The sequence below is a fragment of the Edaphobacter aggregans DSM 19364 genome (assembly GCF_000745965.1).
Lineage (GTDB): Bacteria > Acidobacteriota > Terriglobia > Terriglobales > Acidobacteriaceae > Edaphobacter > Edaphobacter aggregans.
In genome coordinates this window covers 24,361-47,248 of the sequence record NZ_JQKI01000001.1, presented here as the reverse complement: position 1 = coordinate 47,248, position 22,888 = coordinate 24,361, and the positions used below count along the sequence as shown (strand labels likewise).

General features: G+C 63.1%; 22 protein-coding genes. 18 read left to right on the top strand and 4 right to left on the bottom strand.

The annotated features are described in order from the left end of the window. The first annotated feature begins 105 nt into the window (after positions 1–105). Positions 106–1,248 (top strand): tRNA guanosine(34) transglycosylase Tgt, encoded by a 1,143-nt coding sequence (gene tgt, locus Q363_RS00235; RefSeq protein WP_035346900.1) that lies wholly within the window; start codon positions 106–108, stop codon positions 1,246–1,248. Positions 1,249–1,296: 48 nt separating this feature from the next. Here tgt and Q363_RS00230 read toward each other — a convergent pair whose 3' ends face one another. Then, entirely contained in the window at positions 1,297–2,754 is a 1,458-nt protein-coding gene (locus Q363_RS00230) for a M20/M25/M40 family metallo-hydrolase (RefSeq protein WP_035346898.1), read from the bottom strand. Between the two features lie 184 nt (positions 2,755–2,938). Between Q363_RS00230 and Q363_RS35510 the strand changes: the two genes are divergently transcribed. The 3 genes from Q363_RS35510 to Q363_RS00215 are packed head-to-tail and all read left to right on the top strand — an operon-like array spanning position 2,939 to position 4,217. After that, positions 2,939–3,769: a hypothetical protein gene (locus Q363_RS35510; protein WP_051978115.1), complete on the top strand. Its 831-nt coding sequence runs from the start codon at positions 2,939–2,941 to the stop codon at positions 3,767–3,769. Beyond that, on the top strand, positions 3,748–3,975 hold the full coding sequence (locus Q363_RS41915; RefSeq protein WP_169746900.1) for a hypothetical protein: 228 nt from the start codon (positions 3,748–3,750) through the stop codon (positions 3,973–3,975). The genes Q363_RS35510 and Q363_RS41915 overlap by 22 nt, the downstream gene beginning before the upstream one ends. Beyond that, positions 3,918–4,217, top strand: coding sequence for a hypothetical protein (locus tag Q363_RS00215; RefSeq protein WP_157466437.1), 300 nt, complete (start codon positions 3,918–3,920; stop codon positions 4,215–4,217). The genes Q363_RS41915 and Q363_RS00215 overlap by 58 nt, the downstream gene beginning before the upstream one ends. A 121-nt stretch (positions 4,218–4,338) precedes the next feature. Here the strand turns inward: Q363_RS00215 and Q363_RS00210 are convergent, their stop codons facing one another. Further along, positions 4,339–4,899, bottom strand: a complete 561-nt coding sequence (locus Q363_RS00210) for a heme-degrading domain-containing protein (RefSeq protein WP_245631951.1) — start codon at positions 4,897–4,899, stop codon at positions 4,339–4,341. A gap of 139 nt (positions 4,900–5,038) precedes the next feature. On the opposite strand from Q363_RS00210, the gene Q363_RS00205 reads away from it, so the two are divergent. The 7 genes from Q363_RS00205 to Q363_RS00170 all read left to right on the top strand — a co-directional run bounded on the left by Q363_RS00205 (position 5,039) and on the right by Q363_RS00170 (position 11,678). Beyond that, positions 5,039–7,123: a M3 family metallopeptidase gene (locus tag Q363_RS00205; RefSeq protein WP_051978113.1), complete on the top strand. Its 2,085-nt coding sequence runs from the start codon at positions 5,039–5,041 to the stop codon at positions 7,121–7,123. Positions 7,124–7,169: 46 nt separating this feature from the next. Further along, complete coding sequence (locus Q363_RS00200; protein WP_035347594.1) at positions 7,170–7,961, top strand: HipA family kinase; 792 nt, start codon at positions 7,170–7,172, stop codon at positions 7,959–7,961. Then, positions 7,939–8,349, top strand: a complete 411-nt coding sequence (locus Q363_RS00195) for a DUF3037 domain-containing protein (protein ID WP_035346885.1) — start codon at positions 7,939–7,941, stop codon at positions 8,347–8,349. The genes Q363_RS00200 and Q363_RS00195 overlap by 23 nt, the downstream gene beginning before the upstream one ends. A gap of 837 nt (positions 8,350–9,186) precedes the next feature. Then, entirely contained in the window at positions 9,187–9,846 is a 660-nt protein-coding gene (locus Q363_RS00185) for a hypothetical protein (protein WP_035346882.1), read from the top strand. Positions 9,847–9,890: 44 nt separating this feature from the next. Beyond that, entirely contained in the window at positions 9,891–10,445 is a 555-nt protein-coding gene (locus Q363_RS35505; protein ID WP_051978112.1) for a YceI family protein, read from the top strand. A gap of 51 nt (positions 10,446–10,496) precedes the next feature. Then, entirely contained in the window at positions 10,497–10,886 is a 390-nt protein-coding gene (locus Q363_RS00175) for a cupin domain-containing protein (protein WP_245631950.1), read from the top strand. A 3-nt stretch (positions 10,887–10,889) separates the two neighbouring features. Continuing rightward, positions 10,890–11,678 (top strand): SDR family oxidoreductase, encoded by a 789-nt coding sequence (locus Q363_RS00170; RefSeq protein ID WP_035346878.1) that lies wholly within the window; start codon positions 10,890–10,892, stop codon positions 11,676–11,678. Positions 11,679–12,046: 368 nt separating this feature from the next. Here the strand turns inward: Q363_RS00170 and Q363_RS00165 are convergent, their stop codons facing one another. Both Q363_RS00165 and Q363_RS45265 read right to left on the bottom strand, forming a co-directional pair. Then, on the bottom strand, positions 12,047–12,928 hold the full coding sequence (locus tag Q363_RS00165; RefSeq protein WP_035346876.1) for an isocitrate lyase/PEP mutase family protein: 882 nt from the start codon (positions 12,926–12,928) through the stop codon (positions 12,047–12,049). A 784-nt stretch (positions 12,929–13,712) separates the two neighbouring features. Then, positions 13,713–16,265: an alpha-L-rhamnosidase-related protein gene (locus tag Q363_RS45265; protein ID WP_035346874.1), complete on the bottom strand. Its 2,553-nt coding sequence runs from the start codon at positions 16,263–16,265 to the stop codon at positions 13,713–13,715. Between the two features lie 140 nt (positions 16,266–16,405). Between Q363_RS45265 and Q363_RS00155 the strand changes: the two genes are divergently transcribed. The 7 genes from Q363_RS00155 to secF all read left to right on the top strand — a co-directional run bounded on the left by Q363_RS00155 (position 16,406) and on the right by secF (position 22,785). Then, positions 16,406–16,750, top strand: a complete 345-nt coding sequence (locus tag Q363_RS00155; RefSeq protein WP_035346872.1) for a PadR family transcriptional regulator — start codon at positions 16,406–16,408, stop codon at positions 16,748–16,750. 26 nt (positions 16,751–16,776) lie between these two features. Then, complete coding sequence (locus Q363_RS00150) at positions 16,777–17,214, top strand: permease prefix domain 1-containing protein (RefSeq protein ID WP_035346870.1); 438 nt, start codon at positions 16,777–16,779, stop codon at positions 17,212–17,214. Then, a complete protein-coding gene (locus tag Q363_RS00145; protein ID WP_035346868.1) occupies positions 17,195–18,307 on the top strand; it encodes an ABC transporter permease in 1,113 nt (370 codons plus the stop codon). Before Q363_RS00150 ends, Q363_RS00145 begins: the two co-directional genes overlap by 20 nt. A 28-nt stretch (positions 18,308–18,335) precedes the next feature. Continuing rightward, positions 18,336–19,469, top strand: a complete 1,134-nt coding sequence (locus tag Q363_RS00140; protein WP_035346866.1) for an FtsX-like permease family protein — start codon at positions 18,336–18,338, stop codon at positions 19,467–19,469. A gap of 211 nt (positions 19,470–19,680) precedes the next feature. Beyond that, complete coding sequence (yajC, locus tag Q363_RS00135) at positions 19,681–19,992, top strand: preprotein translocase subunit YajC (protein ID WP_035346864.1); 312 nt, start codon at positions 19,681–19,683, stop codon at positions 19,990–19,992. A 138-nt stretch (positions 19,993–20,130) separates the two neighbouring features. Next, positions 20,131–21,738 carry a protein translocase subunit SecD gene (gene secD, locus Q363_RS00130; RefSeq protein ID WP_035346862.1) on the top strand — a complete coding sequence of 536 codons (1,608 nt, stop codon included), beginning with the start codon at positions 20,131–20,133 and terminating at the stop codon, positions 21,736–21,738. Between the two features lie 84 nt (positions 21,739–21,822). Continuing rightward, positions 21,823–22,785, top strand: a complete 963-nt coding sequence (gene secF, locus Q363_RS00125) for a protein translocase subunit SecF (RefSeq protein WP_035346860.1) — start codon at positions 21,823–21,825, stop codon at positions 22,783–22,785. The last annotated feature ends 103 nt before the right edge of the window (positions 22,786–22,888 follow it).

Here is a 22,888-nt window from a genome sequence, read left to right as displayed (position 1 = left end):
GGGCTGGCGCCTTTTTTTGGTGGCGGCCCTTGCAGCGGCGGTGGCGAGCGCGGGCTACGATACGCGGCCGCGAGAAAGCGTGAGCGGGACCATACAATCGAAGGGATGGGTTTGACGTTTGACATTCAGGCGACCGCGAGCGGCGGCGGCCGAAGGGCTTCGCTCGCGCTGCCGCATGGCGTGGTCGAGACGCCGGTGTTTATGCCGGTGGGAACGGCTGCGAGCGTTAAGACGGTCGAGCAGGGTGTTCTGGAGCGGATGGGGCCAGGCGGGCGCGGCGCGGAGATCATTCTGGCGAACACGTATCACCTGTATCTGCGGCCGGGGCACGATCTGATTGCGCGGATGGGCGGCGTGCATGGCTTCATGGGCTGGGAGCGTCCGATCCTGACGGACTCGGGCGGCTTCCAGGTCTTCAGCCTGAGCAGCCTGCGCAAAGTCACGCCGGATGGCGTGGAGTTTCGCTCGCATCTGGATGGGTCGCGACACTTCTTCTCGCCGGAGCACTCGATCGACGTGCAGATTGCGCTGGGCGCGGACATTGCGATGGTCTTCGACGAGTGTGTGGAGACGCCGGCCAGCTGGGAGCGGACCAAGGAATCCATGGGGCTGACGCACGCGTGGGCGCAGCGGTCGAAGGATCACTTCGAAGCAAACAAAACAAAGGTGCCATGGCATGCGGAGTTGAACGGCGCGACGCAGAACCTGTTCGGCATCGTGCAGGGCGGGATGTACGTCGATCTGCGGAAGGAGTCGGCGGAGCACCTGGTGGAGATGGATCTGCCGGGCTATGCGATCGGCGGGCTTGCGGTGGGTGAGCCGCGTGAGGTGACGCGCGAGATGATTGCGCGCACGCTGGAGTGGCTACCGAAAGACAAGCCGCGCTACGTGATGGGCGTAGGCTATCCGGATGAGATTGAGGAGTACGCGAAGATGGGCGTGGACATGATGGACTGCGTGCTGCCGACGCGCGCGGGGCGTCATGGGCTGGTGTTTGCGCGCGGCGAGGACGGTCTTCCGGTGCGCATGAACATCAAGCGCAAGGAGTACGCAGAGGACCAGGGGCCGATCGACGCGACGTGCGGCTGCATGGTGTGTGCGCGGTATACGCGGGCGTATCTGCGGCATTTGTTTGTTGCGGGCGAGCCGCTGGGGCTGACGCTGAACTCGGTGCACAATCTGCACTTTTATCTTGCGACGATGGAGCGGGTGCGGACGGGGCTGGCGGGAGCTGTGTCATCGAGGTGAGGGTGAGGTGCAGTGTAGCCCGCACCTCATCGTGGGAGTGAGTTGTTTCTATGGGAAGACGCCGGCGTTCTTGAAGAACTGATAGTCGTCCCACTGCTTCGCCTTCTTGAGCCACTCCTCGACCTGTGTGGGTGTCTGGTGCGGGGCGAAGGGCTGGGCGGAGTCGGCGATGGCGTAGGCGGTGGCGATGGTGGTGGCCGCGCCCTGGTTCAAGTCGGCCTGGTTGATGGCGTCGAAGGAGTCGGACGCTTTGTGGTGGAGCTTGAAGTACTTGTCGGTGTCGTTCCAGAGCACGAGCGTGGGCACGCCGAGCAAGTCGAAGCTGATGTGGTCGGTCTGGAATAGGAACTCGGTTGAGGGCGTGGTGTCGTTGGAGCCGAGGCCGGCGAGCAGCGGCTCGACGTTCTTGAGGGCGTCCATCTCATCGTCGCGTCCCATCAGGTACCAGCCTTTGGCCGGCTGCGCTCCTGTATCGGAGATGAGCACGCAGTCGATGGAGGGAAGGTCGGCGCGGTGGTTGTTCACGTAAGCCGTTGAACCGAGGATTCCCTGCTCTTCGCCGCCGAAGAGAATGAAGCGCATGGTGCGGCGTGGTGCGCGGCCGCTGGCCTTGATGGCGCGCGCGGCCTCGATGACGGTGGAGGCGCCGGTGCCGTTGTCCTGTGCGCCGGTGGCGGGATGCCAGGAGTCGAGGTGGCCGGCGATGATGACGACCTCGTTAGGCAAATCGCGTCCGGGGATCTCGGCGACGACATTGTTCACTTCGACGTCCTGGCGGATGCGGTTCTTAAACGAGAACTCGACGGAGACGGGGACGTGGTCGAGCATGCGCCGGATGAGCGAGGTGTCCTCGGCGCCGACCTCCGCGGTAGGGCAGCGGAAGATGCTGCCGTCGAAGGTCAGCGCGGTCGCGGACTCGCTGCCGTTCGGGCCGCCGACCAGCAACAGGGCCTTGGGCGCGAGCTTGTTGAGGTGGTCGAGCGCCTGGAGGATCTGGCTGAAGGCGGGGCTCTCGCCGATGGAGTCGCGGTCGATGAGGACGATGTTTCCGGCGAGCTTATCCTTCTGGGCGTCGATGCCTTCGTTGGTGAGGTGTTGGAGGTAGACGACATTGCCCTTGATGCCGCCGTCGGCTGTGGACGGGCTCCAGCCGAGCGAGTAGATGTGCAGGTTCTGCACGCGCGGCGTGACGATGCGGCCGGTGGCGGCGGTCTCGGGCTCCCATGCGGACTTCAGGGTGAAGGGCTCAGTGTGGACGTTGGCCAGGCCGAGCGACTTGAACTGCTGCTGGGCCCAGGCGACGGCGTGAACGTAATTGTCGGAGCCGGTGAGGCGCGGGCCGATGGTGTCGGCGAGCTGGCGGTCGTACTCGTAGGCCTGGCCGTTGACCATGACGTCGCCGATGATGTGTGCGACGGTGGCGCGGGTCTCGGGTGATACGGGCATCTGTGCGGAGGCGAGGACGGGAGCGAAGAAGGCCAGAAGGGCCAGGGTAAATCGGCGCATCTTCGAACGGTAACACGGCTCGGGAGCGGATTTGTGCGGAGGTCTCCGGGCGGGCAGTCGCGAGCGAATCCCCGTGCTACGATGGGCTGCCTCGCGCGGGTGGTGCGAGACTGCAACTCCGGGCCCTGAGTCTGTGCTGTCGGAAGGAGCTGCGATGCAGGCGAGGCGGCATCTCTGACGTGACGTGCTGCTGGCTGTGCTGGCGGCGCTCATTGTCGTCGCTGGGCTGCGTCTGATGTACCACTTTCCTGGAGCTCCGGCGGAGGACCGGCAGAGCGCGGTGGCGGTCTCGACGGCTCTGCCGGGAATGAACAAACTGCGCGTGCGGATGTGGGTGGATTCGAGCGTCGTTCGTCCGGACGAGGCTGCGCACATGACGGTGCGCTTTGAAAACGGCACGGGCGAGACGATCAGCGGGCTGGCGATTGTGGACGCGCAGGAGCCGGGGTTCTGGTACCAGCCGCTCGAGTTGAAGGCGTGGTCGCTGGCTCCGGGCGAATCGGTCGAGAGTGCTCCGGTGGAGCTGCGGCCTTCGACCGGCCGCGGACGCTATCGCGTGACGGTGCGCTACCGGGTGAAGGGCGCGGACGATCTTGTTCGCGAGGGCGCGATTGCGAGTCCGCCGATCCTGATCCGGAACGAGGAGGCGGAGCGGAGAGATCGCTTTCTGCGCAGGATGCTGTCGGTCTTCACGCTGCCGCTGCTGCTGGAGCTGATCGGCTTCTGGCTGCAGCGGCAGCAGGCGGTGGAGGCTCGGCGGCAGGAGATCTGGAAGACGATCCTGCCGCACTTTTATTCGCTGTCGGAGCGGCACTATCTGCCGATTGTGCGCAGCCTGCGCGCGGTGGAGCGCACGCGCGTGGCGGATGGGCGACGGCACCGCCGGAGCAGATGCGGCGGCTGCTCTTCGAGTTTCTGTTTCTTCTGCTGCGCATGGATATTCTCCGCAAGCGGCGTGGGCAGTTCTTCTTCAAGAGCAGAAGGGGCGAGCAGGTGGCCTCAGCGGCGTGGATGATCCTGAAGCTGGGCAGCGACGAGGCGCTGGGGGCGACGTGCGTGGAGGCGGTGCTGGAGAGGACGACGGCGAAGATGTCGTACCGGCAATTCTGCTATCTGCTGGCGACGCAGCCGGAGGTGATGGAACTGGAGGGAAAGTTCCTGGCGTGGAACCGAACGAGGAGCCGGGGCGAAGCTTCTACTGCTACACGGACCTGGTGGTGATTATGCAACTGGCGGTGTACTTCGAGGCCAACCGGCCGTTCGATCGCGACTGGTACGAGGTGACGGCGGAGTTCAAGATGAAGCCGTCGGGCGAGTATCAGTATCCGCAGCCGGCTGCTACCGACAGTGCGGCAGAGAGGCAGGCGAAGATCAAGCGGAATGAAGATCTGAAGAGCGCCGTGACGTCGTACGAGGCGGAGGTCAGGGCCTATCTTACGTCGCTGCCGAAGCCGAAGGAGTAATCGGAATCACGGCAGAGATTGAAAGCTGTGTTAGAGAACGTCTGTGCCCTTCATGGTGCTCCCTTCGGTGCTTCTTATTCGATGCTACAAGCTGTGCCGGGATGTTGTCGCGTGTGTGCGGTCAGGGGAGGCGCAGCGAGGCGGGGTCGCGTTTGAGGGTGAGGCAGAGTGCTTCGACGACGAGGTTGTGGTCCTCGCGCTGGGGGAGGCCGGAGACGGTGACTGCTCCGATGATGCCGGCGCCTGTGACGTGGAGCGGGAAGCTGCCGCCATGCGCGGCGTAGTCGGCGTCCGGCAGCGAATACTTCTCGGCGAAGGTGGTTTTGTTCTGAGCGAGGAAGAGGCCGAGTTGGTAGGAGCTGCGGTGGAAGCGCGCGACGAGGTTCGCTTTGCGCTCGACCCAGCGGGCGTTGTCGGGCGTGGTTCCGGGCAGCGCGGTGTAGAAGAGCGGCTGCGAGGGCTGGCCGAAGCGGCGGATGTCGATGACGAGGGTGTGGCTGCGGGAGACGGCGAGATTGCGGAGCAGAAGCCCGAGCTCCCAGGCGTCGTTGTGGTAGAAGTGTGGGAGTCGAAGTTCAGACTCCTGATGGATGACGTGTGCGAGGTCTTCGGCGATGGCCATGCGTGCAAGGATAAATGCAGCCGAGCCTCGGCGGGCGCAGCGGGTCACTGAAGGAAGCACGGGCGTCACGTAGGTCTATGCAGGCGTCACGTAGGTCTATGCAGGCGTCACGTTTGTCTAGGTAGCCGCGGAATCGTTGGGTATACTCGCCGGTACAACACTCTATTCGCCGAAGCTTCGGTTCTCTTTGGAGGATTTCATGGTCAGCTCTCGTCTTGCGCGGAACAGCGTCGTTCGTGGCGGAGTTACTGCTGCTTTGTTGGTTGCTCTCTCTGCCGGGGCTCGCGCGCAGAAGCCGGATCCGCTGCATGCGTGGGCCGGAGGAGCCGATCCGGCGGCGCTCGAGACATGGGTGAATGCGCGGCTGGCCGCAGTGAAGGCCGACATCGACAAGGTGACGGCGGTGAAGGGCGAGCACACGGTGGCGAATACGGTTCGCGCGTACGACGATGCTTTGAACGAGCTTAATCTGGCGGGTAACGAGGCCTATCTGATGTATGCGGTCGGCGATGCGGCTCCGCTGCGCGACAAGGGGCAGGCGCTGGTGGCGAAGATCTCGTCGGTCCAGACGGAGCTGAACCTGAACCAGGCGGTGTACAAGGCGCTGTCGGCGGTTCCGCTGCCTGCGAATGACGCGGCGACGAAGCACTACGTGGAGCGCGCGCTGCTGGAGTACCGGCTTGCGGGCGTGGACAAGGACGACGCAACGCGGGCGAAGATTCGCCAGCTGCAGGACAAGATCACCGAGCAGTCGCTGGTCTTCGGGCGCAATGTCGCGGACGGCAAGCTGGAGATCAGCGCGGCGAAGGCTGAGCTGGACGGCTTGCCGGAGGACTACATCACGCGGCACAAGCCCAAAGCCGACGGCAGCTATACGCTGACCACGGACTCTCCGGACTTTACGCCGGTGATCAGCTTCGCCAAGAGCGCCGATCTGCGCAAGCGGATGTACATCGCATACAACGAGCGAGCGTATCCGAAGAACGTCGCGGTGCTGAAGAGCATTCTGGAGACGCGGCAGGAGCTGGCGACGACGCTGGGCTACGTGACCTTCGCGGACTTCGCGATGGCCGACCAGATGATAGGCTCGGCGAACAACCTGAAGGCGTTTCTGAAGCAGGTGGACGAGGCCTCGCACGACATCGCGGACAAGGAGTACGACGTTCTGCTTGCCTATGCGCAGAGCCAGCAGCCGGGATTGAAGAACATCCTCGCCTCGGACTATGGCTACTGGGCGGAGCAATATCGCCGGGCGAAGTACGACTTCGACGCGCAGAGCGTGCGGCCTTACTTTCCCTACACGCAGGTGCAGGAGGGAATCCTGACGACGGCGGCGCGTCTGTTCCACGTGGAGTTCAAGGCGGTTCCCGGTGCGAAGACGTGGGATAAGTCGGTGTCGACGTACGACGTCTTCGACGCTGTGGGTTCCGATCATAAGAAGCTGGGACGGATCTATCTGGACATGCACCCGCGCGAGGGCAAGGACAAGTGGTTTTCGTCGGCTCCGGTGGTTCCGGGGATTCGCGGAAGGCAGATTCCCGAGGGTGTGCTGATCTGCAACTTCTCGGGCGGCGTTGCGGGCGATCCCGGACTGATGGAGTACAGCGAGGTGGTGACTTTCTTCCATGAGTTCGGTCACCTGATGCACCACATTCTTGGCAGCCAGGGACAGTGGTCGAACGGCGGCGGATTCAATGTCGAGGGCGACTTTGTCGAGGCTTCTTCGCAGATGCTGGAGGAGATGTTCCGCGACTACGGAGTTCTGTCGGCGTTCGGCAAGGACTATAAGACCGGAGCGGTGATTCCGCGCTCTCTGGTGGAGAAGATGAACGCGGCCGGAGCGTACGGGCGCGGCAACTGGGTGCAGAGACAGCTGCTGTATTCGACGTACTCGCTGCAGCTGCATGATCGTGCGCCGGCGGATGTGGACTTCGATGCTCTGTGGCGGCAGGACGCCGAGCGATTCTCTCGCGCGACGTTTGTGGACGGAAACAGGGGTTATGCGAGCTTCACGCATCTGACGGGCTACTCGTCGAACTACTACACGTACATGTTGGACAAGGTGATCGCGGTGGACTTCTTTGCGCAGTTCGACAAGGCGAACCTGCTGGGCGGTCCAGCGGCGATGCGGTATCGCAGGACGGTGCTGGATCCGGGAGCTTCGAAGCCGGCGACGCAGCTGGTGAAGGACTTCCTGGGCCGCGAGCAGAGCCTTGACTCGCTGAAGCTGTGGATGAACGAGCAGTTCGAGGCGAAGGGCACGAAGACGGCTTCGGGCAACTAGAGCTTTCTCCGCTCGCGTTCGCCGCCGCTACACTTGATGGATGGAGTTGCGGACGGTACGGGCGACGCAGTATGTGACGGCGCTGCGCGAGGGCGGAAGCCTTCCGGCGATCGTCGCTGCGGACGATCTTGGGCTTTATGTGCTGAAGTTTCGCGGTGCGGGACAAGGTCCGCTGGCGCTGGTTGCAGAGCTGGTTGCGGGCGAGATCGGCCGCGAGCTGGGGCTGAATGTTCCGGAGCTGGTGTTTATGGAGGTCGATTCGGCGCTGGGGCGCAATGAGCCGGATCAGGAGATTCGCGATCTGCTGAAGGCGAGCGTTGGGCTGAACCTTGCGCTGGACTTTCTTCCCGGCGCGACGATGTTTGATCCGGCGGCTTGCGATGCGGCGGATGCGGAGACGGCTTCGATGGCGGTTTGGTTCGATGCGTTCGTGATGAACGTGGATCGCACGCCGCGGAATGCGAACCTGCTGTGCTGGCATCGCGAGCTTTACTTCATCGATCATGGAGCTTCGATCTACGTTCACCATGACTGGGAGACGATGCTGGAACGCGCTGAATCTCCGTTTCGTGAGGTGAAGCATCATGTTCTGCTGCAGTGGGCGAGCGCGCTGGAAGAGGCGGATGAGCGGGCTCGGCTGCGGTTGACGACGGAGTGGATCGCCGAGATTCTTGAGGTGGTTCCGGACAAGTGGCTGCTGCGCGATACAACTCAAGGGCGCGATGGTTTGAGCGCTGGGGAGAAGCGTGCGGTGTATTCGGATTTCTTTTCGCGCCGGCTGAAGGCTTCGGCGAGGTTTGTGGAGGAGGCGAATCGTGCCCGTTCCGAGCTCGTTTGATTATGCGGTGGTGCGCGTGGTTCCTCGCGTGGAGCGAGGGGAGTTTATCAACGCGGGCGTGATTGTGTTTTGTCTCGAGCGCCGGTTTCTTGAGGCTCGGGTTGTGGTGGACGAGGCGCGGTTGAGGGCGCTTTGGCCGGAGACGGACGTGGAACTGGTGCGGCGGCATCTGGAGGCGATTCCGAAGATCGCGGCTGGCGATGCTTCAGCGGGACCGATTGCGCGGCTGTCGCAGCGGGAGCGGTTTCACTGGCTGGTCTCGCCGCGGAGCACGATCATCCAGGTTTCGCCGGTTCATACGGGGTTGTGCGAGGAGGAGCCGTCGGAGATGGTGGATGATCTCGCTCGGCGGCTGCTGGGAACCTCCCTCCCCCCTGTTTCGCGGTAAAGTATCTGTTTTCAGAGAGATGTCTGCTTTGTTGGGCTAAAATCTTGATTCTATGTGGGTTATGGGCAAAAATCTTGAATCTAAATGAGTTAGCCCCGGGTTGGTGGCCGGGGCTTTTCTCTTACTGGTTTAAGGATAGCCGGGGTGGGTGGGTGAATCGGCGCTTTTTCCAGATTTATTTTTTGGGCGTATGTGGCTTATTTTATGTGGTTTGTTCGTGGGATGAGGGGTTTTGGGGGCTTGACAACATTTTTTGGTCTTTAGTTCTTTGGGCCATGGCGCGGTGGCGACTTGGACGAACTACTGAGATTCTTCGCCTTCGGCTCAGAATGACGGGTGAGGTGGGCGTGATGGTTGGGCGCCTGCAGGGTCTTTGGCGGATTGCGGCTGAGGCATACCTCAGGGGCTGAAGCCCCTGTTATTTGGGGGATGAGATGCCGGGGCTGAAGCCCCGGCCTACCTCAGAAGCAAGGGCAACGACAACGGCAAGGGCAACAACAACGGCAACGGCAAAGGCAACCGCCAAAAGGCAACAGCAAAGGCGTCTGGAAGCGCGAAGCCGGTGGCGAAGAGTGCCACGGTCAGGTCACACTTTGCCCCGTGAGCGAGTTGTTACTTTTTGTTCTTGCCGGACTCTCATGGGTGAAGTGGTTCGGCGGGCTTCCTAAGCGGGCTTTCCAAGAGGACCATTCCAAGGCAGGACGGCGTTACGAGTGCCGGCTGCCAGCTAGCTCGTCGCAAAAATTTGCGCTGTTTTCCAGTTGCTCGCGTAGGCCGCGCAGCGATACGGCGAGGCCGTGTCTGGCTGCAGGTTCACCGGCAGAAAGGTGGACAGAGATGAAGAGATTTGTCATAGGTGTTGTCCTGTGCGTGCTTGTTCCGCTGATAGCATCTGCGGCGCATGCACAATCGTCCGATCCCACTCTGAAGAATGAGGTCGGGCTGGTCGTTGGCGCGACGTTGACTCCGTCGATCGAGCTGAGGGGAGGCGGTGATGTCAACCTGAACTCGAGTCTTGCGTTCGGCGCGGAGTACGACCGGCGGCTCATCGGCCGTCAGATCGCTGTGTATGCAGGCATCGACTTTCTCGCATCGCCCTTCGATGTGAAGGCCAGCTACCCTGCTGCGGACGTCAGCCCTCAGTACGCTTATCTGTTTCTCACACCGCATGTGCGGGTGAAGTTCAACGCCGATGGAGCCTTGCAGCCGTGGCTCCTGTTCGGCGGCGGATATGCCAACTTCGCTCCGAAACAACCGCGCGCGGGCAGTGTTGATGTCACCGGCCAGGGCAGCACCGGAACGTTCGAGTTCGGTGGAGGCGTGGATACAAAAACACTGATCCGCCTGAGTGGGATTCCTGTCCTTGAAAAGCTTCCGATTGGCGCGCGCTTTGAAGTGCGTGACTTCTATTCCGGACAGCCGAACTACGGTGTTCCCACGATCAGTTCGCGGCAGAATAATGTTGTCTTAACAGGTGGGCTGTTGCTTCGCTTTTAGGATGGGGGGAGAGTATGCGGGGAACCGCGTAAGAGGAGATTGTTGTGAGAGCGATTCTGGTGCCGGTTCTGTTTCTTTCGTTTGGAGTGATGCAGCTGTCTGCGGAACAGAAGCAGATCGATGCCGAGCGCAGCACTCTGACAATCCATGTCGGCAAAAGCGGGCTGTTCTCGGCCGCCGGTCATGAGCACACGGTGACGGCGCCGATTGCTGAAGGCACCATTGATGATGGCTCAAATGCTAGGGTCAGCTTCCGAGTGGAAGCGGCGCGTCTGACGGTTCTTCCGGAAGAACACCAGAGTGAAGTTCAGCATTCGATGCAGGAGCGAGTCCTTGAGAGCGCGCGCTTTCCTGAGATCAGGTTCGTGTCGGATAAGGTTCAACCCACCGGAGACAGGAAGTGGGATGTCTCGGGCAGGTTGACGCTGCACGGCGAAACGAGGGCGGTCCCGGTGCGTGTGCAATTGGTTGATGGCAACTACGTCGGTAGCGCGACGATCAAGCAGACCGACTTCGGTATCGAGCCAGTGAGCGCCGCTGGAGGCACGGTCAAAGTGAAGAACGAGCTGACGATCGATTTCGTAATCAAGACAAAGTAGTGCCGGCGAGGGGTAGGATATCTCTGGTCGAGTTGCCGGGAGAGTGAGCGTATGGAGAGCGAAATGGAGCGGCCTTCCTATGTGAAGTGGAAGGATGTTGAGGTGGAGCAGATGAGCTCGCACATCGGGCGGCAGTTTGTTGTGGGGACGAATGTGATGGTCGCGCGGGTGCTGCTGAAGAAAGGAGCTAACGTTCCGCTGCACCAGCATCACAATGAGCAGATCACGTATATCCTGGAGGGCGCGCTTGAGTTCCTGATCGCGGGCGAGCGCATCGTGGTTCGCGCCGGTGAGGTGTTGTGCATTCCGCCGAATGTTCCGCACGAGGCCAATGCGCTGGAGGACACGGTGGACCTCGATGTCTTCAATCCTCCGCGGCAGGACTGGATCGATCGCGACGATGCGTACCTTCGCCGCGAGGCGACGGCAGAGAAGGGGTAAGGCTTGGACCTGGGGCTTTGGAAGCGGAGCGTAATCGTCGCGGCTTCAAGCGAGGGGATTGCTCGTGCCGCCGCGGAGAGGTTTGCGGCGGAGGGTGCGCGTCTGGCGATGTGCTCGCGGGATGCTGAGAAGCTGAACAAGGCGGCTGCGGAAGTTCGCGAGCGTTATGCGGCGGAGGTGTTGGCGGAGCCGGTGGATGTGACGGATGCGGCGGCTGTCGCGCGGTTCGTCGATCAGGTCGCGGAGCGATTTGGCGGAGTCGATGTGTGCGTGACGAACGCGGGCGGGCCTCCGGCGAAGATGTTTCTTGAGACGACGGGCGAGGAGTGGCAGCGCGCGGTGGAGATGAACCTGATGAGCATCGTCCACTTCGCGCGGGCGGTCGTGCCACACATGCAGAAGAAGAAGTGGGGGCGCATCGTCACGATCACTTCTGTCTCTGTTCGCCAGCCGGTGTACGACCTTGTGTACTCGAATGCGGTGCGCGCCGGTGTTCTGGGGCTGGTGAAGAGCCTGTCGAACGAGTTTGGCAGGGATGGCATTACGGTGAACAATGTGGCGCCGGGTTATACGGCGACGGAGCGGCTCAAGGATCTGGTGGCGAAGCGTGCCAGGGGCTTGGGCGTCAGCGACAGCGACTATCTTGAACGCCTGGGCGCGGAGACGGCGCTCGGGCGCGTGGGCGAGCCGGCGGAGGTGGCCGACGCGATTGTCTGGCTGGCGTCGGAGCGGGCGGCTTACATCACGGGGCAGACTCTGCTGGTTGACGGCGGTTTTTATAAGGGGTTGTGAGGAACGCAGTCTGACCGCGGCTTCAGGGTTGGGGTTAGACGCCTTCTTCGATGGCTCGCTGGGCCGGTCTTTGCGGAAGAAGTCGTAGCTTCAGGCGCCATAAGGACAACGGCACGTGCCAGAACGGATAGTAGAACGGCAGAGAGGACATCTCTCGTCGTGCTGGAGGAGACGGCGCACAAACGACAGGACGTAGTTGTAGATAACCAAAGGCGAGCTCCGAAGAGAAAAGTTACAAAAGGACGGGAGTGATATTACCTCAGCCTTGTGTGCCCGAATGAGCCTAATTCGCCGATTTCCCAAAATGGGAAACGGGGGCGGGACAGGTGTGAGGGCGAGGGGAGAGCGGGAGATGCCGAGGGAGCGGGCTAGTCGCCTTCTTCGATGGCTCGCTGGGCCTGGTCTTTACGGAAGAAGTCGTTGATTTCGCGGAAGGTGGCGATGTTGTCGAGGCCGGCCATGGAGTTTTCGTGGGCGAGGGTTCGGGCGGCGTTGATGAAGCCGGTCCATGCGGCTCGGGCGAGGGCGGAGCCTGTGGAGACGCGGCGGACGCCGAGTTCGACGAGTTCGGGGAGCGGGGGCAGGAGGGTGGAGGTGACGAGGACGTTGACGGGCCGGGGGGCGACGGCGCGGACGACGGCGGCGATGGCGGCGCGGTCGGGGAGTCCGGGGGCGTAGAGGACGTCGGCACCGGCCTCGGCGTATTCGATGAGGCGGCGGAGGGCCTCGCGGAGTGGGTCGGGATGGTTGACGAGGAAACACTCGGTGCGCGCGGTGAGGAGGACTCCGGTTTGGGTGGCGTCGATGGCAGCGCGGGCGGCGCGGATGCGCTCGGCGCCTAGGGGGAGATCGTAGAGGGGCTTCGCGGGGTCGCCGGTGGCGTCCTCGATGGACAGGCCGGCGACTCCGGTGGCGACGCAGAGGCGGACGTTGTGGGCGACGTCGTCGGGGGCGTGGGCGTAGCCGGACTCGAAGTCGGCGTTGACGGGCAGGGCGTTGGGGCCGGCGCCGACGGCTTCGACGATGGTGCGGATGTGCTGGAGGGCCATGTCGCGGGAGACGGCCCACTCGGCGTCGGGGAGGCCGTTGGCGAAGGCGAATCCGGAGCTGGTGGTGGCGAGGGCCTTGAAGCCGAGGGAGCGGAGGTAGCGGGCGGTCCCGATGTTCCAGGGGTTGGGCAGGACAAAGAATCCGGACTCGTGGAGTTTGCGGAAGGCTGCTCGGCGGGCGGAGAAGGTGTCTGGATTCATCGGCTTGGGCTCCCACCTATGAGAGTGGGGGGAGCGGCGGAGTGGTTCAAATTTAAATGTAGAAGTTTTGTTTGAGCGAGATTGCGTTTCTGTCGGCGAGGACGCCTGGCGGGGGCTGCTTTTTGCCGGGGGCTTGTTCGTCCCTTCAGGCGCGACGATGCATGGGACATACCCCCGTGGGCTCGAATGAAATACTTTAGGAACGCTTACTTCTAGGGAACTGCCCGAGACCCTGGTCCACTACCATAGGCCCAAGTCATCGTCACAGTGATCGTTGCAGTATTCCTCGCTGCGATCCTCAAAGGACAGACGCCTGTTGCAGGTCTTACACTTTCCCCAGCCTAAGAGGAAGCCGACTATGCGCCATCCCCAGAGAGGCTTGGGGGCAGGTGGTTGAGCTGTGATCTCGTTCGATGGGTTCGCCGCCGAAGCAGCAGGTAAAGAATAGTCCTCTATGCCTTCCAATGTGCTCTCCGACAGTATGTGATGACGACAAATGGGCGAGTCCGTCACACAAGGGCGCACATAAGGAAAAGGGCGGCTCAGCTGGGACCAAAGGCAGTAACGCAGAGTGTTTCAATCAGATACGGCGCAGCCATTACTCACTGGGCAGAAATGTACTACAGAATCCTGGAGCGGGCTAGATCAAACATTCAACAGTTCCGATACCTAAGGTGTTCTCCAGGGCCAAAACGGAACTGACGTCTCTGTTCCGAGGTGGGTCTCCCGCGCCCTAAGACGGTGTCCCAGAACTCGCTCTCTGAACTTTTGCGGTAGGGCGCTCTCATCGCTTCTTTGCGGATGGGGGCGTCGGGGTGGTGATCTCGTAGTGGCCGGCAGCGGTTAGTTCGAGGACGCGCAGGGGTGGGGTCTCGTTGCTGAGGCACTTACCGCAGGCTGCGGGTCTGCCGTTGAGGTAGACGTCGGCGGCGGGGTTGGTGGGAGTGAAGGTGACGGAGGCTTTGGTGACTCCGCGGGGAAGGTCGAGGACGATTCCGCGTTGCTTGTCGAGGTTGATCTTGATGAGGCCGTGGGGGGTGGGGACGGAGCCGTAGGCCCAGGAGAGATCGAGCAGGTCGGGGTGAATGGAGACGGTGTCGTAGCCGGGGTCGAGGGGAGTAATGCCGAGAATGTTTTCGGCCAACCAGGCGGTGGGTCCGGAGGACCAGCCGTGGGCGAGCGAGACGAAGTAGCCGGAGGTGTTGTCGGCCTGGAGGGAGAGGTGGGGGTCGGACTTGGGCCAGCGGAGGTCGTAACCCTCCCAGAAGGAGGTCGCGCCCTCGGCGAGCATTCCTCCCCAGTACTGGCGTATCCAGTCGAGGGCCTCGCGGCGGTGGCCGAGCGAGGCCATGGCGTCGATCACGTAGGCGTTGAAGTAGGGGGTGATGACCGGGTCGGCGGGGCTGTCCTGTTTGACATGGGAGAGGACGGCGGTCCAGAGGGCGGTGTTGTCGGGGTTGGGGATCGCGAGTGCAGCGAGGGCGTTGAGCTGCCAGGTTGAGCCGTAGGTTTCGGTCCGGGGATCGCGAAAGTTGGCCTGGGCGGCGGCGATGGCGGCGCGAGCGCGGGCTTCGTACTTCGCGCTGTTGCGCGCGTCGCCCATCCAGGTGAAGAGGCGGGCGGCGGCGGTGTAGGCGCGGATGTACTGGAGCTGGGTTCCGATGCGGGTTTCGGGGCTATTGTTGTGGAGGCCGGGGGCCCAGTCGACGAAGAGCCACGCCTGCTGGGTGTTGGCGAGGAGGCCGTTGGCGTCGAGGGTGGTGTCCATGCCGGCGAGGACGCGGAGGAGGTTGTCGCGCTGGGACGCGAGGAAGTCCTTGTCGGCTGAGCGGAGATAGAGGCCGTAGAGGTCGGCGATCCATTGAGCGGAGTAGCCGGGGATGCCGTTGATGGCGGGAGCGGGGCCGGTGCCCTCGGGGACGAGGAGGCGGAGGGTCTGTTCGATGAGGCGGCGGTCGCCGAAGACGGTGGAGATGACACGGCCGGCGACGTCGAGGTCGCCTGCCCAGCGGCCGCGATCGCGTTTGATGGCGTCCCAGATGCCGTCCTGCATGCAGAGGTGGGCGGTGTAGGCTCCGGTCTCCCAGATGCGGTTGAGGAGGGGGTCGGAGGACTGGAAGTGGCCGGCGTAGTCGACCGGGTAGTAGATGCCCTCGACGCGGATGGACTTGAAGGCGGTGGTGGCGGCTCCGCGGAGGAAGGAGATGCGGACGTAGCGGAAGCCTGATTTGGGGCCTCGAGCGGTGCCGCGCGCGGGGACCTCGAGGAGGTTCGTGCCGAGAATATTGCCGCCGTTGCGGCCAGGGGCGAGGCCGGTGCTCATGGCCTCGATCTCGGACTCACCGTAGGCGATCGAGAGGGTGGCGATGCAGTCGCAGGCGGATTCGACGAGGAGGCGGCCGGAGATCTCGCGGCCGAAGTCGAGCAGGAGAGTGGGGGCGTCGGCGTCGGTGACGATGCCGGGCAGGGTGATGGCGAATGGAGTCGCCGAGGGTTTGGTGAGGGCGTCGAGATTGGTCAGGCGCGAACGCCCGGCGTAGATGTGGGTGACGGTTTGGGGCTTCAACTCGAAGGTGCGGAGGGATTGGGACATGCCCATGTATCCGGGCCAGGCGTACATGCCGGCGTCGGCGTTCCACTGGAAGAGGTCGATGTTGTCCTCGATGGAGCCGAGGGATGCGGCGGGGAGCCAGTCGCGGTCGTTGAAGGCGGGGTCCTGCCAGCGACTGGTGCGGGCGGTGGTGGAGCGCCAGTTGGTGTCGGTGAGGACGAGGGCGGGAGCTTCGACACCGAAGGGGGCGGGGACGATCTTGGCGGCGAGGACTTCGCCGTAGGCTAACTGCCGGGTGGGGATGGAGCCTCCCTCGCTGGGGACTCCGCGTCCGCGGATGGCTTCGATGGCGAGGGTGTTGTCACCGATGCGGAGCGCCTGGGTGGCGTCGGCGTGGAAGACGTGGAAGTTGATGGGGGCGTCGAGGTTGCTGGCGAAGTCGGCGAGGAGACGGCCGTTGAGGTAGACGTGGGCCTCGCGTGGGCCGGCAAGGTAGAGGGTGGCGGCGGCGGGAAGGCTGGCGAGCTTGAAGTGAGCGCGAAAGAAGTGGGGGTCGGTGCGGAGCTCGGTGAGGCTGGCGGGGAAGCTGCCGCGGTCGCGGCGGAGGGCGGTGACGTCGCCGGCGGTCCAGAGGTACTGCTCGGGCAGCGGGGTGTGGAGCGGCTGGGCGGTGGTGGTGGGAGTGCGGGTGGGGTCGAGGCGGCCGTCGGGGAAGGTGTTCTGGGCAGGGAGAGTGGTGGCGGTGAGGAGGAGGGCCAGGGCGAGGAGAGGTCGCTGGATGCACATGGGTGGTGTGGGTCGAATGGGTGGTGTGGGTCGAACGACTTTGCCAACTTTACACGAGATGGCTGGTCTGCGCTCGCTCAGGACGCTTCGCCCGAAAGGGGTTGACAAGGTTGCCGGCGGGGGTCTAGCGTTCCCCTAAGATGATTAGGGAAGAAAATGTCGAGTCGGGCGATCTGTTGCAGGGGACGCTGGAGATGCTGGTTCTGAAGGCACTGGCGCGTGGGCCGCTGCATGGGTATGGAGTGGCGGAGTGGATTCATCAGATGTCGCAGCAGCTGTTGAAGGTGGAGGAGGGGGCGCTGTATCCGGCGCTGCACCGGCTGGAGCTGCGCGGGTTGCTGGAGGCGGAGTGGGGGGCTTCGGAGAACAACCGGCGGGCGAAGTTTTATCGGCTGACGGCTGAGGGGAAGAAGAAGCTGAGTGCGGAGACGCAGAGGTGGGCGCGGCTCTCGGCTGCGGTGGCGTTTGTGATGCAGGCTTCGTGAGCTTTCGGTTTTCGGGAGATGAGCGTATGGGACCGGCGATGCATCAGTTTCTGGGGCGGATGAAGCGGCTGTTTCGCGGGCGGCGGGCGGAGCAGGAGATGGCCGAGGAGATGGAGTTTCACCAGGAGATGCTGCGGTCGCGGTATCTGCGCGAGGGGATGCCGGAGGGGGCGGCGGATGCGGCGGCGCGGAGGACGTTCGGGGATGCGAGGCGGTGGCAGGAGCGGCTGCGCGAGGTGTGGCAGTTTCGCTGGCTGGAGAATCTGGTTCGTGATGTGAGGTTTTCGGCGCGGCTGTTGCGGAAGTCACCGAGGTTTACGGCGGTGGCGCTGGGGACGCTGGCGCTGGGGGTGGGGGCGAATACGGCAGTGTTCTCGATGATCAACGGGCTGCTGCTGCGTCCGCTGCCGGTGCCGGAGGCGCAGCAGATGGCGGTGCTGCGTTATGAGGAGGGCGGGCCGTAGGTACTCATTCTGCACGCCGTTCTTTCGCGGGCTTGAGGACAAGCATGATGTGTTTGCGAATGTCTTTGCGTACAACGCGGATACGCTGCAGGTGCGGGGTGAGTCGGGCAACGAGAACGTTCGCGGGGTGCTGGTGAGCGGGCAGTACTTTGCGGCGATGCAGGTGGCTCCGCTGATGGGACGGTATCTGACGCCTGAGGACGACAGGGAGGGCGGAAGTCCGCAGGGGCTGGCGGTGGTGATCAGCGAGGAGTTTTGGAAGACCTGGTTTGGGCGCGCTCCGGATGTGGTGGGGAAGAAGCTAGTGATCGCGAATACGCCGTTTACGGTTGCGGGGGTGATGCCTAAGTGGTTTACGGGAGCGGACCCGACGCAGAGGCCGCTGATCTATGCGCCGCAGTCGGCGGACCCGATCATCGACGCTCCGCGGGACCATATTCATGGCGGGATTCATTCATGGTGGCTGGTGGTGATGGCGCGGCTGAAGCCGGGGGTGACGGTGGAGCAGGCAAATGCGGCGTTGCTGCCCCTGTCGGGGCCGATTCTGCATGGGTCTACTGACGATGGGAACTGGATTAGGGATGAGGAGAAGCATCACTTCCACTTCGCCGCAGAGCCCGGTTCTCTGGGGTTTGCCTATGTGCGCTTTGTGTTTCGCAAGCCGCTGGTGACGATGTTCTGTATGTGCGGTGGGATTTTGCTGCTGGCGTGCCTGAACCTGGCGAGTCTGCTGCTGGCGCGGGGAGCAGCGAGGGAGCGGGAGCTGGCGATGAGGCTGGCGCTGGGAGCGACGCGGGCGCGGCTGGTCCGGCAGCTGCTGATCGAGAGCCTGCTGATTGCGGTGGCGGGAACGGCGCTGGGCCTGGTGCTGGCTCCGGTGGTGAGCCACGCGCTGGTGGCGATGCTGTCTGGCGGGAACGGACCGGACAGCATGGCGCTGGACGCGTCGCTGGATCTGCGGGTGTTCGGGTTTGCGGCGCTGGTTGCGGTTACGGCGGCGGTGTTGATCGGGCTGATTCCGGCGCTCAAGGCGACGGGCGGCGACCTGAACGAGCAGATCGAAAGAGGGGCAGCATGCGACGAAGGCCTATGAGCGCAGCAGGCTGCTTCCGAGGGTGCTGATGGTGTCGCAGGTTGCGCTGGCGTTGGTACTGGTGGCAGGAGCCGGGTTGCTGGCGACGAGCCTGGTCAGGCTGTATCGCTCGGAGCTGGGTTTCGATCCGCGCGGCGTGGTGAATATCGCCTTCAGCATGGACAAGCAGCAGCTTGAGGGGGATCAGCTAATGGAGCTGTACCGGCAGATCGGCGAGGGGCTGAAGACGCAGCCGGGGGTGAAGGATGTGAGCTTTGAGTTCATCGTGCCGCTCTCGCACAGGAACTGGAACGGGCGTTATTCGAGCGCGAACGGGAAGCATTTGATCTGGATGAACAGTGTTGGGCCGGAATACTTCAGGACGATGCGGATTCCGATGTTTGAGGGGCGTGGGTTTACGTGGAACGATACGAAGGCGTCGGGGCAGAAGATCATTCTGAATAAGACGGCAGCGAGGCAATTCTTTCCGGATGGCGAGGCGCTGGGGCGGCAGGTCGTGAATACGATAGATAAGACCGCGTACGAGGTCGTGGCGGTGGTCGGCGATGCGAAGTACAGAGACGTGCGCAGGCCAGCGGCGGCGGCGGCGTATGTGCCGATCCAGCAGGACCAGCAGCCGAAGCCTTCGCTGAATGCGGTGGTGCGGGTGGAGGGGCCGTGGGCTCCGCTCGTTGCATCGTCTCGTGAGCTGGCGTCGCGGCTGGCGCCGGTGATTCCGGCTCCCGTGGTCCGTCCGATGGATGATGTGGTGGATACGTCGGTGGGCACGGAGCGGATGATGGCGGTGCTGGGGCTGTTCTTTGCCGGATGCGCTTTGCTGGTGACGGCGATCGGGCTGTACGGGACGCTGTCGTATGCGACGGCGCGGAGGACGAGCGAGATCGGGATACGGATGGCGCTGGGGGCGCAGCGGCTGCGGGTGCTGGCGATGGTCTTCCGGGAGAACGCGGTGGTGGCGGCGATCGGCTGCGAAGCGGGGTTGGCGGCGGCGGTGATGCTGTCGAAGGTGCTGGCGAGCTTTCTGTACGAGACTTCACCGCGGGACCCGATGGTCTTTGCGGGGTCGATTGCGGCGCTGGGGGCGGTGGCGTGCGGGGCTTCGCTGCTGCCTGCGGTTCGTGCGGCGCGAATTGATCCGATGTCGGCGATCCGGTGCGAATAGCGAGCGACGTGAGGGAGTTGCGGCGAATCCTGCGCGTGATGGCGTTTAATAGCCTGATTTTCTTGACACCGGGGTGCGCGAGCGGCGATGCTTAGGGGCTAGGCACTCAATTTTCGGCCTCTAAGCAGGGTTGCGCCTTGTTTCGAGCGTCCTGCGATTTTTCTACGCGGGCCGGTGCGCCGGATCACCCTGAGGGGATGGAGTTCAAAGGATGTTCGCACTTTGGTTGCAGAATGCGCCCAGCGGGCTGGGAGGCCTGGGCGGGCTCGCTCTGCCGATACTGTTTTTTGTTGCGCTGTACTTTTTGATGATCGTCCCAAACCAGCGGAAGCAGAAAAAGTGGCAGCAGATGCTGAGTCAGATCAAGTCGGGTGACCGCGTAACGACCAATGGCGGAATCCGCGGCACCGTTCTGACGGTAAAGGACGACGCGGTGATTCTGCGCGTGCAGCCTGACGGAGTGAAGCTGGAGTTTGTGAAGAGCGCGATTGCGGCGGTGACGACCGACGAGCCGGCTTCGTAAGTCGGCGTGAATAGCCGTGGCGGCAAGGGCAAAATGCGGGGGTTCCTCGACTTCGCGGCTAAAGCCGCTTCGCTAGGAATGACGCTTCAAAAGAAATCGCGCGGAACGACACACATTATTTAGGTTGAAGAGAGAAATATGGGAAAGAATCTGGCCGGTAAGACGGCATTCATCGTTGCGGTGCTGGTGGTCTTCGTCTATGGGATCTTTGGGATTCCGAAGGGCGGGTTGAAGGAGGCGATTACGAATCGCATCCACCTGGGCCTGGACCTGAAGGGCGGAACGCACCTGGTGCTGGAGGTTCACGTGGACGAGGCAATCGCCTCGACGGTGGACCGCGACGCGGTGCGGCTGACGAGCGATCTGCAGGCGGCGGGGATTCCCGGCGCGACGGCGGCGCGGACCGATCCGGCGAAGCCGCGGACGATCGTGGTCTCGGCGGTTCCGGCCGGGAAGCTGACGGATGCGCGCGGGGTCTTCAACGGCGTGAACTACGGCGCGTATGACGTGGCGACGGCGCCGGATGGCTCGACGACGCTGACGATGAAGGAGTCGGGGGCACGGGACCTGGCGACCCGCACGGTGGACACGTCGATCGAGACGATCCGCGAGCGCATCGACAAGCTGGGCGTGGCGGAGCCGGTGATCCAGAAGTTCGGCCTGGGCGAGAACCAGATCCTGGTGGAGTTGCCGGGCATCAGTGAGATCGGGCGGGTCGAGGAGATCATCCAGTCGACGGCGAAGCTGGAGATTCATGCGGTGGCGGGCGGACCGTATGGCAGCGATCAGGATGCGCTGCAGGCTAATGGCGGGGTGATTCCGCCTGATTCGGTGCTGCTGCGCGGGTCGGCCTCGGCGGGGTCGCCGGAGCAGGTTTGGCTGCTGAAGCGGGTGAGCGAGGTGGAGGGCACGGACTTCCGCGATGCGCAGCCCTCGACGGACCAGAACGGGCGTCCGAATATTACGTTCAACCTGACGACGGAGGCGGGCGACCGCTTCTACAAGTACACGAGCGAGCACTCGTCGACGTCGGCGACGCCGGGTTCGATGGCGATTGTGCTGGATAATAAGGTCCGCGAGGTTGCGGGGATTCAGTCGGCGATTCGCGACCGCGGCGAGATTACTGGCGGATTTACGAAGCAGCAGGCGGCTGACCTTTCGCTGATGCTGAGGACCGGAGCGCTTCCGGCGTCGATTACGTTCCTCGAGACGCGGACGGTGGGGCCGAGCCTGGGCGCGGCTTCGATCCGGCAGGGCGTCTTTGCGGCGGTCGCGGGCATGACGGCGGTGATGATCTTCATGCTGATCTACTACCGCGGCTCGGGCATCAATGCTGATCTGGCGCTGATGCTGAACCTGGTGATCCTGCTGGGCTTTATGGGCTTCACGGGCTCGACGCTGACGCTGCCGGGAATCGCGGGCGTGATCCTGACGATCGGCATGGGCGTGGATTCGAATGTGCTGATCTTCGAGAGGATCCGCGAGGAGTTGCGTGCGGGCAAGAGCGCGGCGATGGCGGTGCAGCAAGGCTTTGCGCGTGCGTGGGTGACGATCATCGACACGCACGTGACGACGATCGTGTCGGCGCTCATCCTGTTCCTGTTCGGAACGGGCCCGGTGCGCGGATTTGCGGTGACGCTGGCGTTTGGTCTGCTGGCGAACCTGTTTACCGCGGTGTTTGTGTCGCGGGTGATCTTTGACGCGCACCTGGCGAAGAAGGAGCGGGGCGCGGCGCTTTCGATTTAGGAGCGAGTCAGCGAGTCAGCGAGTCAGCGGGACTGGCCAACAAGACGGTATGGGGCGTGTAACGCCTGAATTGAGGATTGGAACGTGGAACTTTTTCGTAATACGAATATCGACTGGCTGGGGAAGAAGTGGTACTTCCTCGGATTTTCGCTGATCTTCTCGGTTGCCGGCGTGCTGAGCATGCTGTTCTGGCACGGGATTCCGAAGGGCGTGGACTTTGTGGGTGGAACGCAGATCCGTGTGAACTTCGACCAGACGCCGAACGAGGACCACATACGCCAGGCGATGGCCGGCGCCGGGATTCGTGACGCGCGGATTCAGCGCGTGAGCGACCCGAGCGGTCATGCGGCCAACAAGGTCATCATTGCGCTGCCGATTACGTCGGCGACGGACGCGGCGCACGATGCAGGGCGGCAGAGCGTGGAGAGCGCACTGTCGGCGAACTACAAGGACTCGAAGTTCCAGATCGAGCAGGTGGAGATCGTCGGGCCGACGGCAGGTAAGCAGTTGCAGAAGCAGGCGATGCTGGCGACGGTGTACTCGCTGATTGGAATGCTGATCTACCTGTGGTTCCGATTCGAGCTGATCTATGGTGTGGCGGCAGTGGTGGCGGCGTTTCACGACACGCTGATCACGATCGGAGCGTTCAGCCTGACGAACCAGGAGATTACGCTGACGGTGATCGCGGCGATCCTGACGCTGATCGGTTATTCGATGAACGACACGATTGTGATCTTCGACCGGATTCGCGAGAACCTGGGGATGAACCGGCGCGAGGGACTGGCCGACCTGGTGAACCGGTCGATCAACCAGACGTTGAGCCGGACGGTGCTAACTTCGGGTCTGACGTTTCTTACGGTGCTTTCGCTGTATCTGTTCGGCGGCGAGGTTCTGCACGGGTTTTCCTTTGCACTGGTTGTCGGCATCCTAATCGGTACGTACTCGTCGATCGCGGTGGCGGCGCCGATGCTGGTGGCCTACCAGGAGTGGCGGGCCAGGCGTGGAAAGTCGGCAGCGCTGCCGGCGGGAAAGCGGGCGCGGGCGTAATCCACAGCGTGTGGAAATTTATTGCTGCAGTGCAGCTCTAAATCGGGAACAAACGAAAAAGCCGCGGTGTCTATAAACGAATAGCTCTTCTTCGCGAGGCTCG

What these genes read in the sequence shown, in the direction of transcription:
- Q363_RS00165 (WP_035346876.1), bottom strand. Translation starts at nt 12,928, where the DNA reads ATGAATCCAGACACCTTCTCCGCCCGCCGAGCAGCCTTCCGCAAACTC.
- Q363_RS00175 (WP_245631950.1), top strand. Translation starts at nt 10,497, where the DNA reads ATGGAGAGCGAAATGGAGCGGCCTTCCTATGTGAAGTGGAAGGATGTT.
- Q363_RS45265 (WP_035346874.1), bottom strand. Translation starts at nt 16,265, where the DNA reads ATGTGCATCCAGCGACCTCTCCTCGCCCTGGCCCTCCTCCTCACCGCC.
- Q363_RS00205 (WP_051978113.1), top strand. Translation starts at nt 5,039, where the DNA reads ATGGTCAGCTCTCGTCTTGCGCGGAACAGCGTCGTTCGTGGCGGAGTT.
- tgt (WP_035346900.1), top strand. Translation starts at nt 106, where the DNA reads ATGGGTTTGACGTTTGACATTCAGGCGACCGCGAGCGGCGGCGGCCGA.
- secD (WP_035346862.1), top strand. Translation starts at nt 20,131, where the DNA reads ATGGGAAAGAATCTGGCCGGTAAGACGGCATTCATCGTTGCGGTGCTG.
- Q363_RS00140 (WP_035346866.1), top strand. Translation starts at nt 18,336, where the DNA reads ATGGTGTCGCAGGTTGCGCTGGCGTTGGTACTGGTGGCAGGAGCCGGG.
- Q363_RS00230 (WP_035346898.1), bottom strand. Translation starts at nt 2,754, where the DNA reads ATGCGCCGATTTACCCTGGCCCTTCTGGCCTTCTTCGCTCCCGTCCTC.
- Q363_RS00145 (WP_035346868.1), top strand. Translation starts at nt 17,195, where the DNA reads ATGAGGAGGGCGGGCCGTAGGTACTCATTCTGCACGCCGTTCTTTCGC.
- Q363_RS00150 (WP_035346870.1), top strand. Translation starts at nt 16,777, where the DNA reads ATGGGACCGGCGATGCATCAGTTTCTGGGGCGGATGAAGCGGCTGTTT.
- yajC (WP_035346864.1), top strand. Translation starts at nt 19,681, where the DNA reads ATGTTCGCACTTTGGTTGCAGAATGCGCCCAGCGGGCTGGGAGGCCTG.
- Q363_RS00185 (WP_035346882.1), top strand. Translation starts at nt 9,187, where the DNA reads ATGAAGAGATTTGTCATAGGTGTTGTCCTGTGCGTGCTTGTTCCGCTG.
- Q363_RS00155 (WP_035346872.1), top strand. Translation starts at nt 16,406, where the DNA reads ATGATTAGGGAAGAAAATGTCGAGTCGGGCGATCTGTTGCAGGGGACG.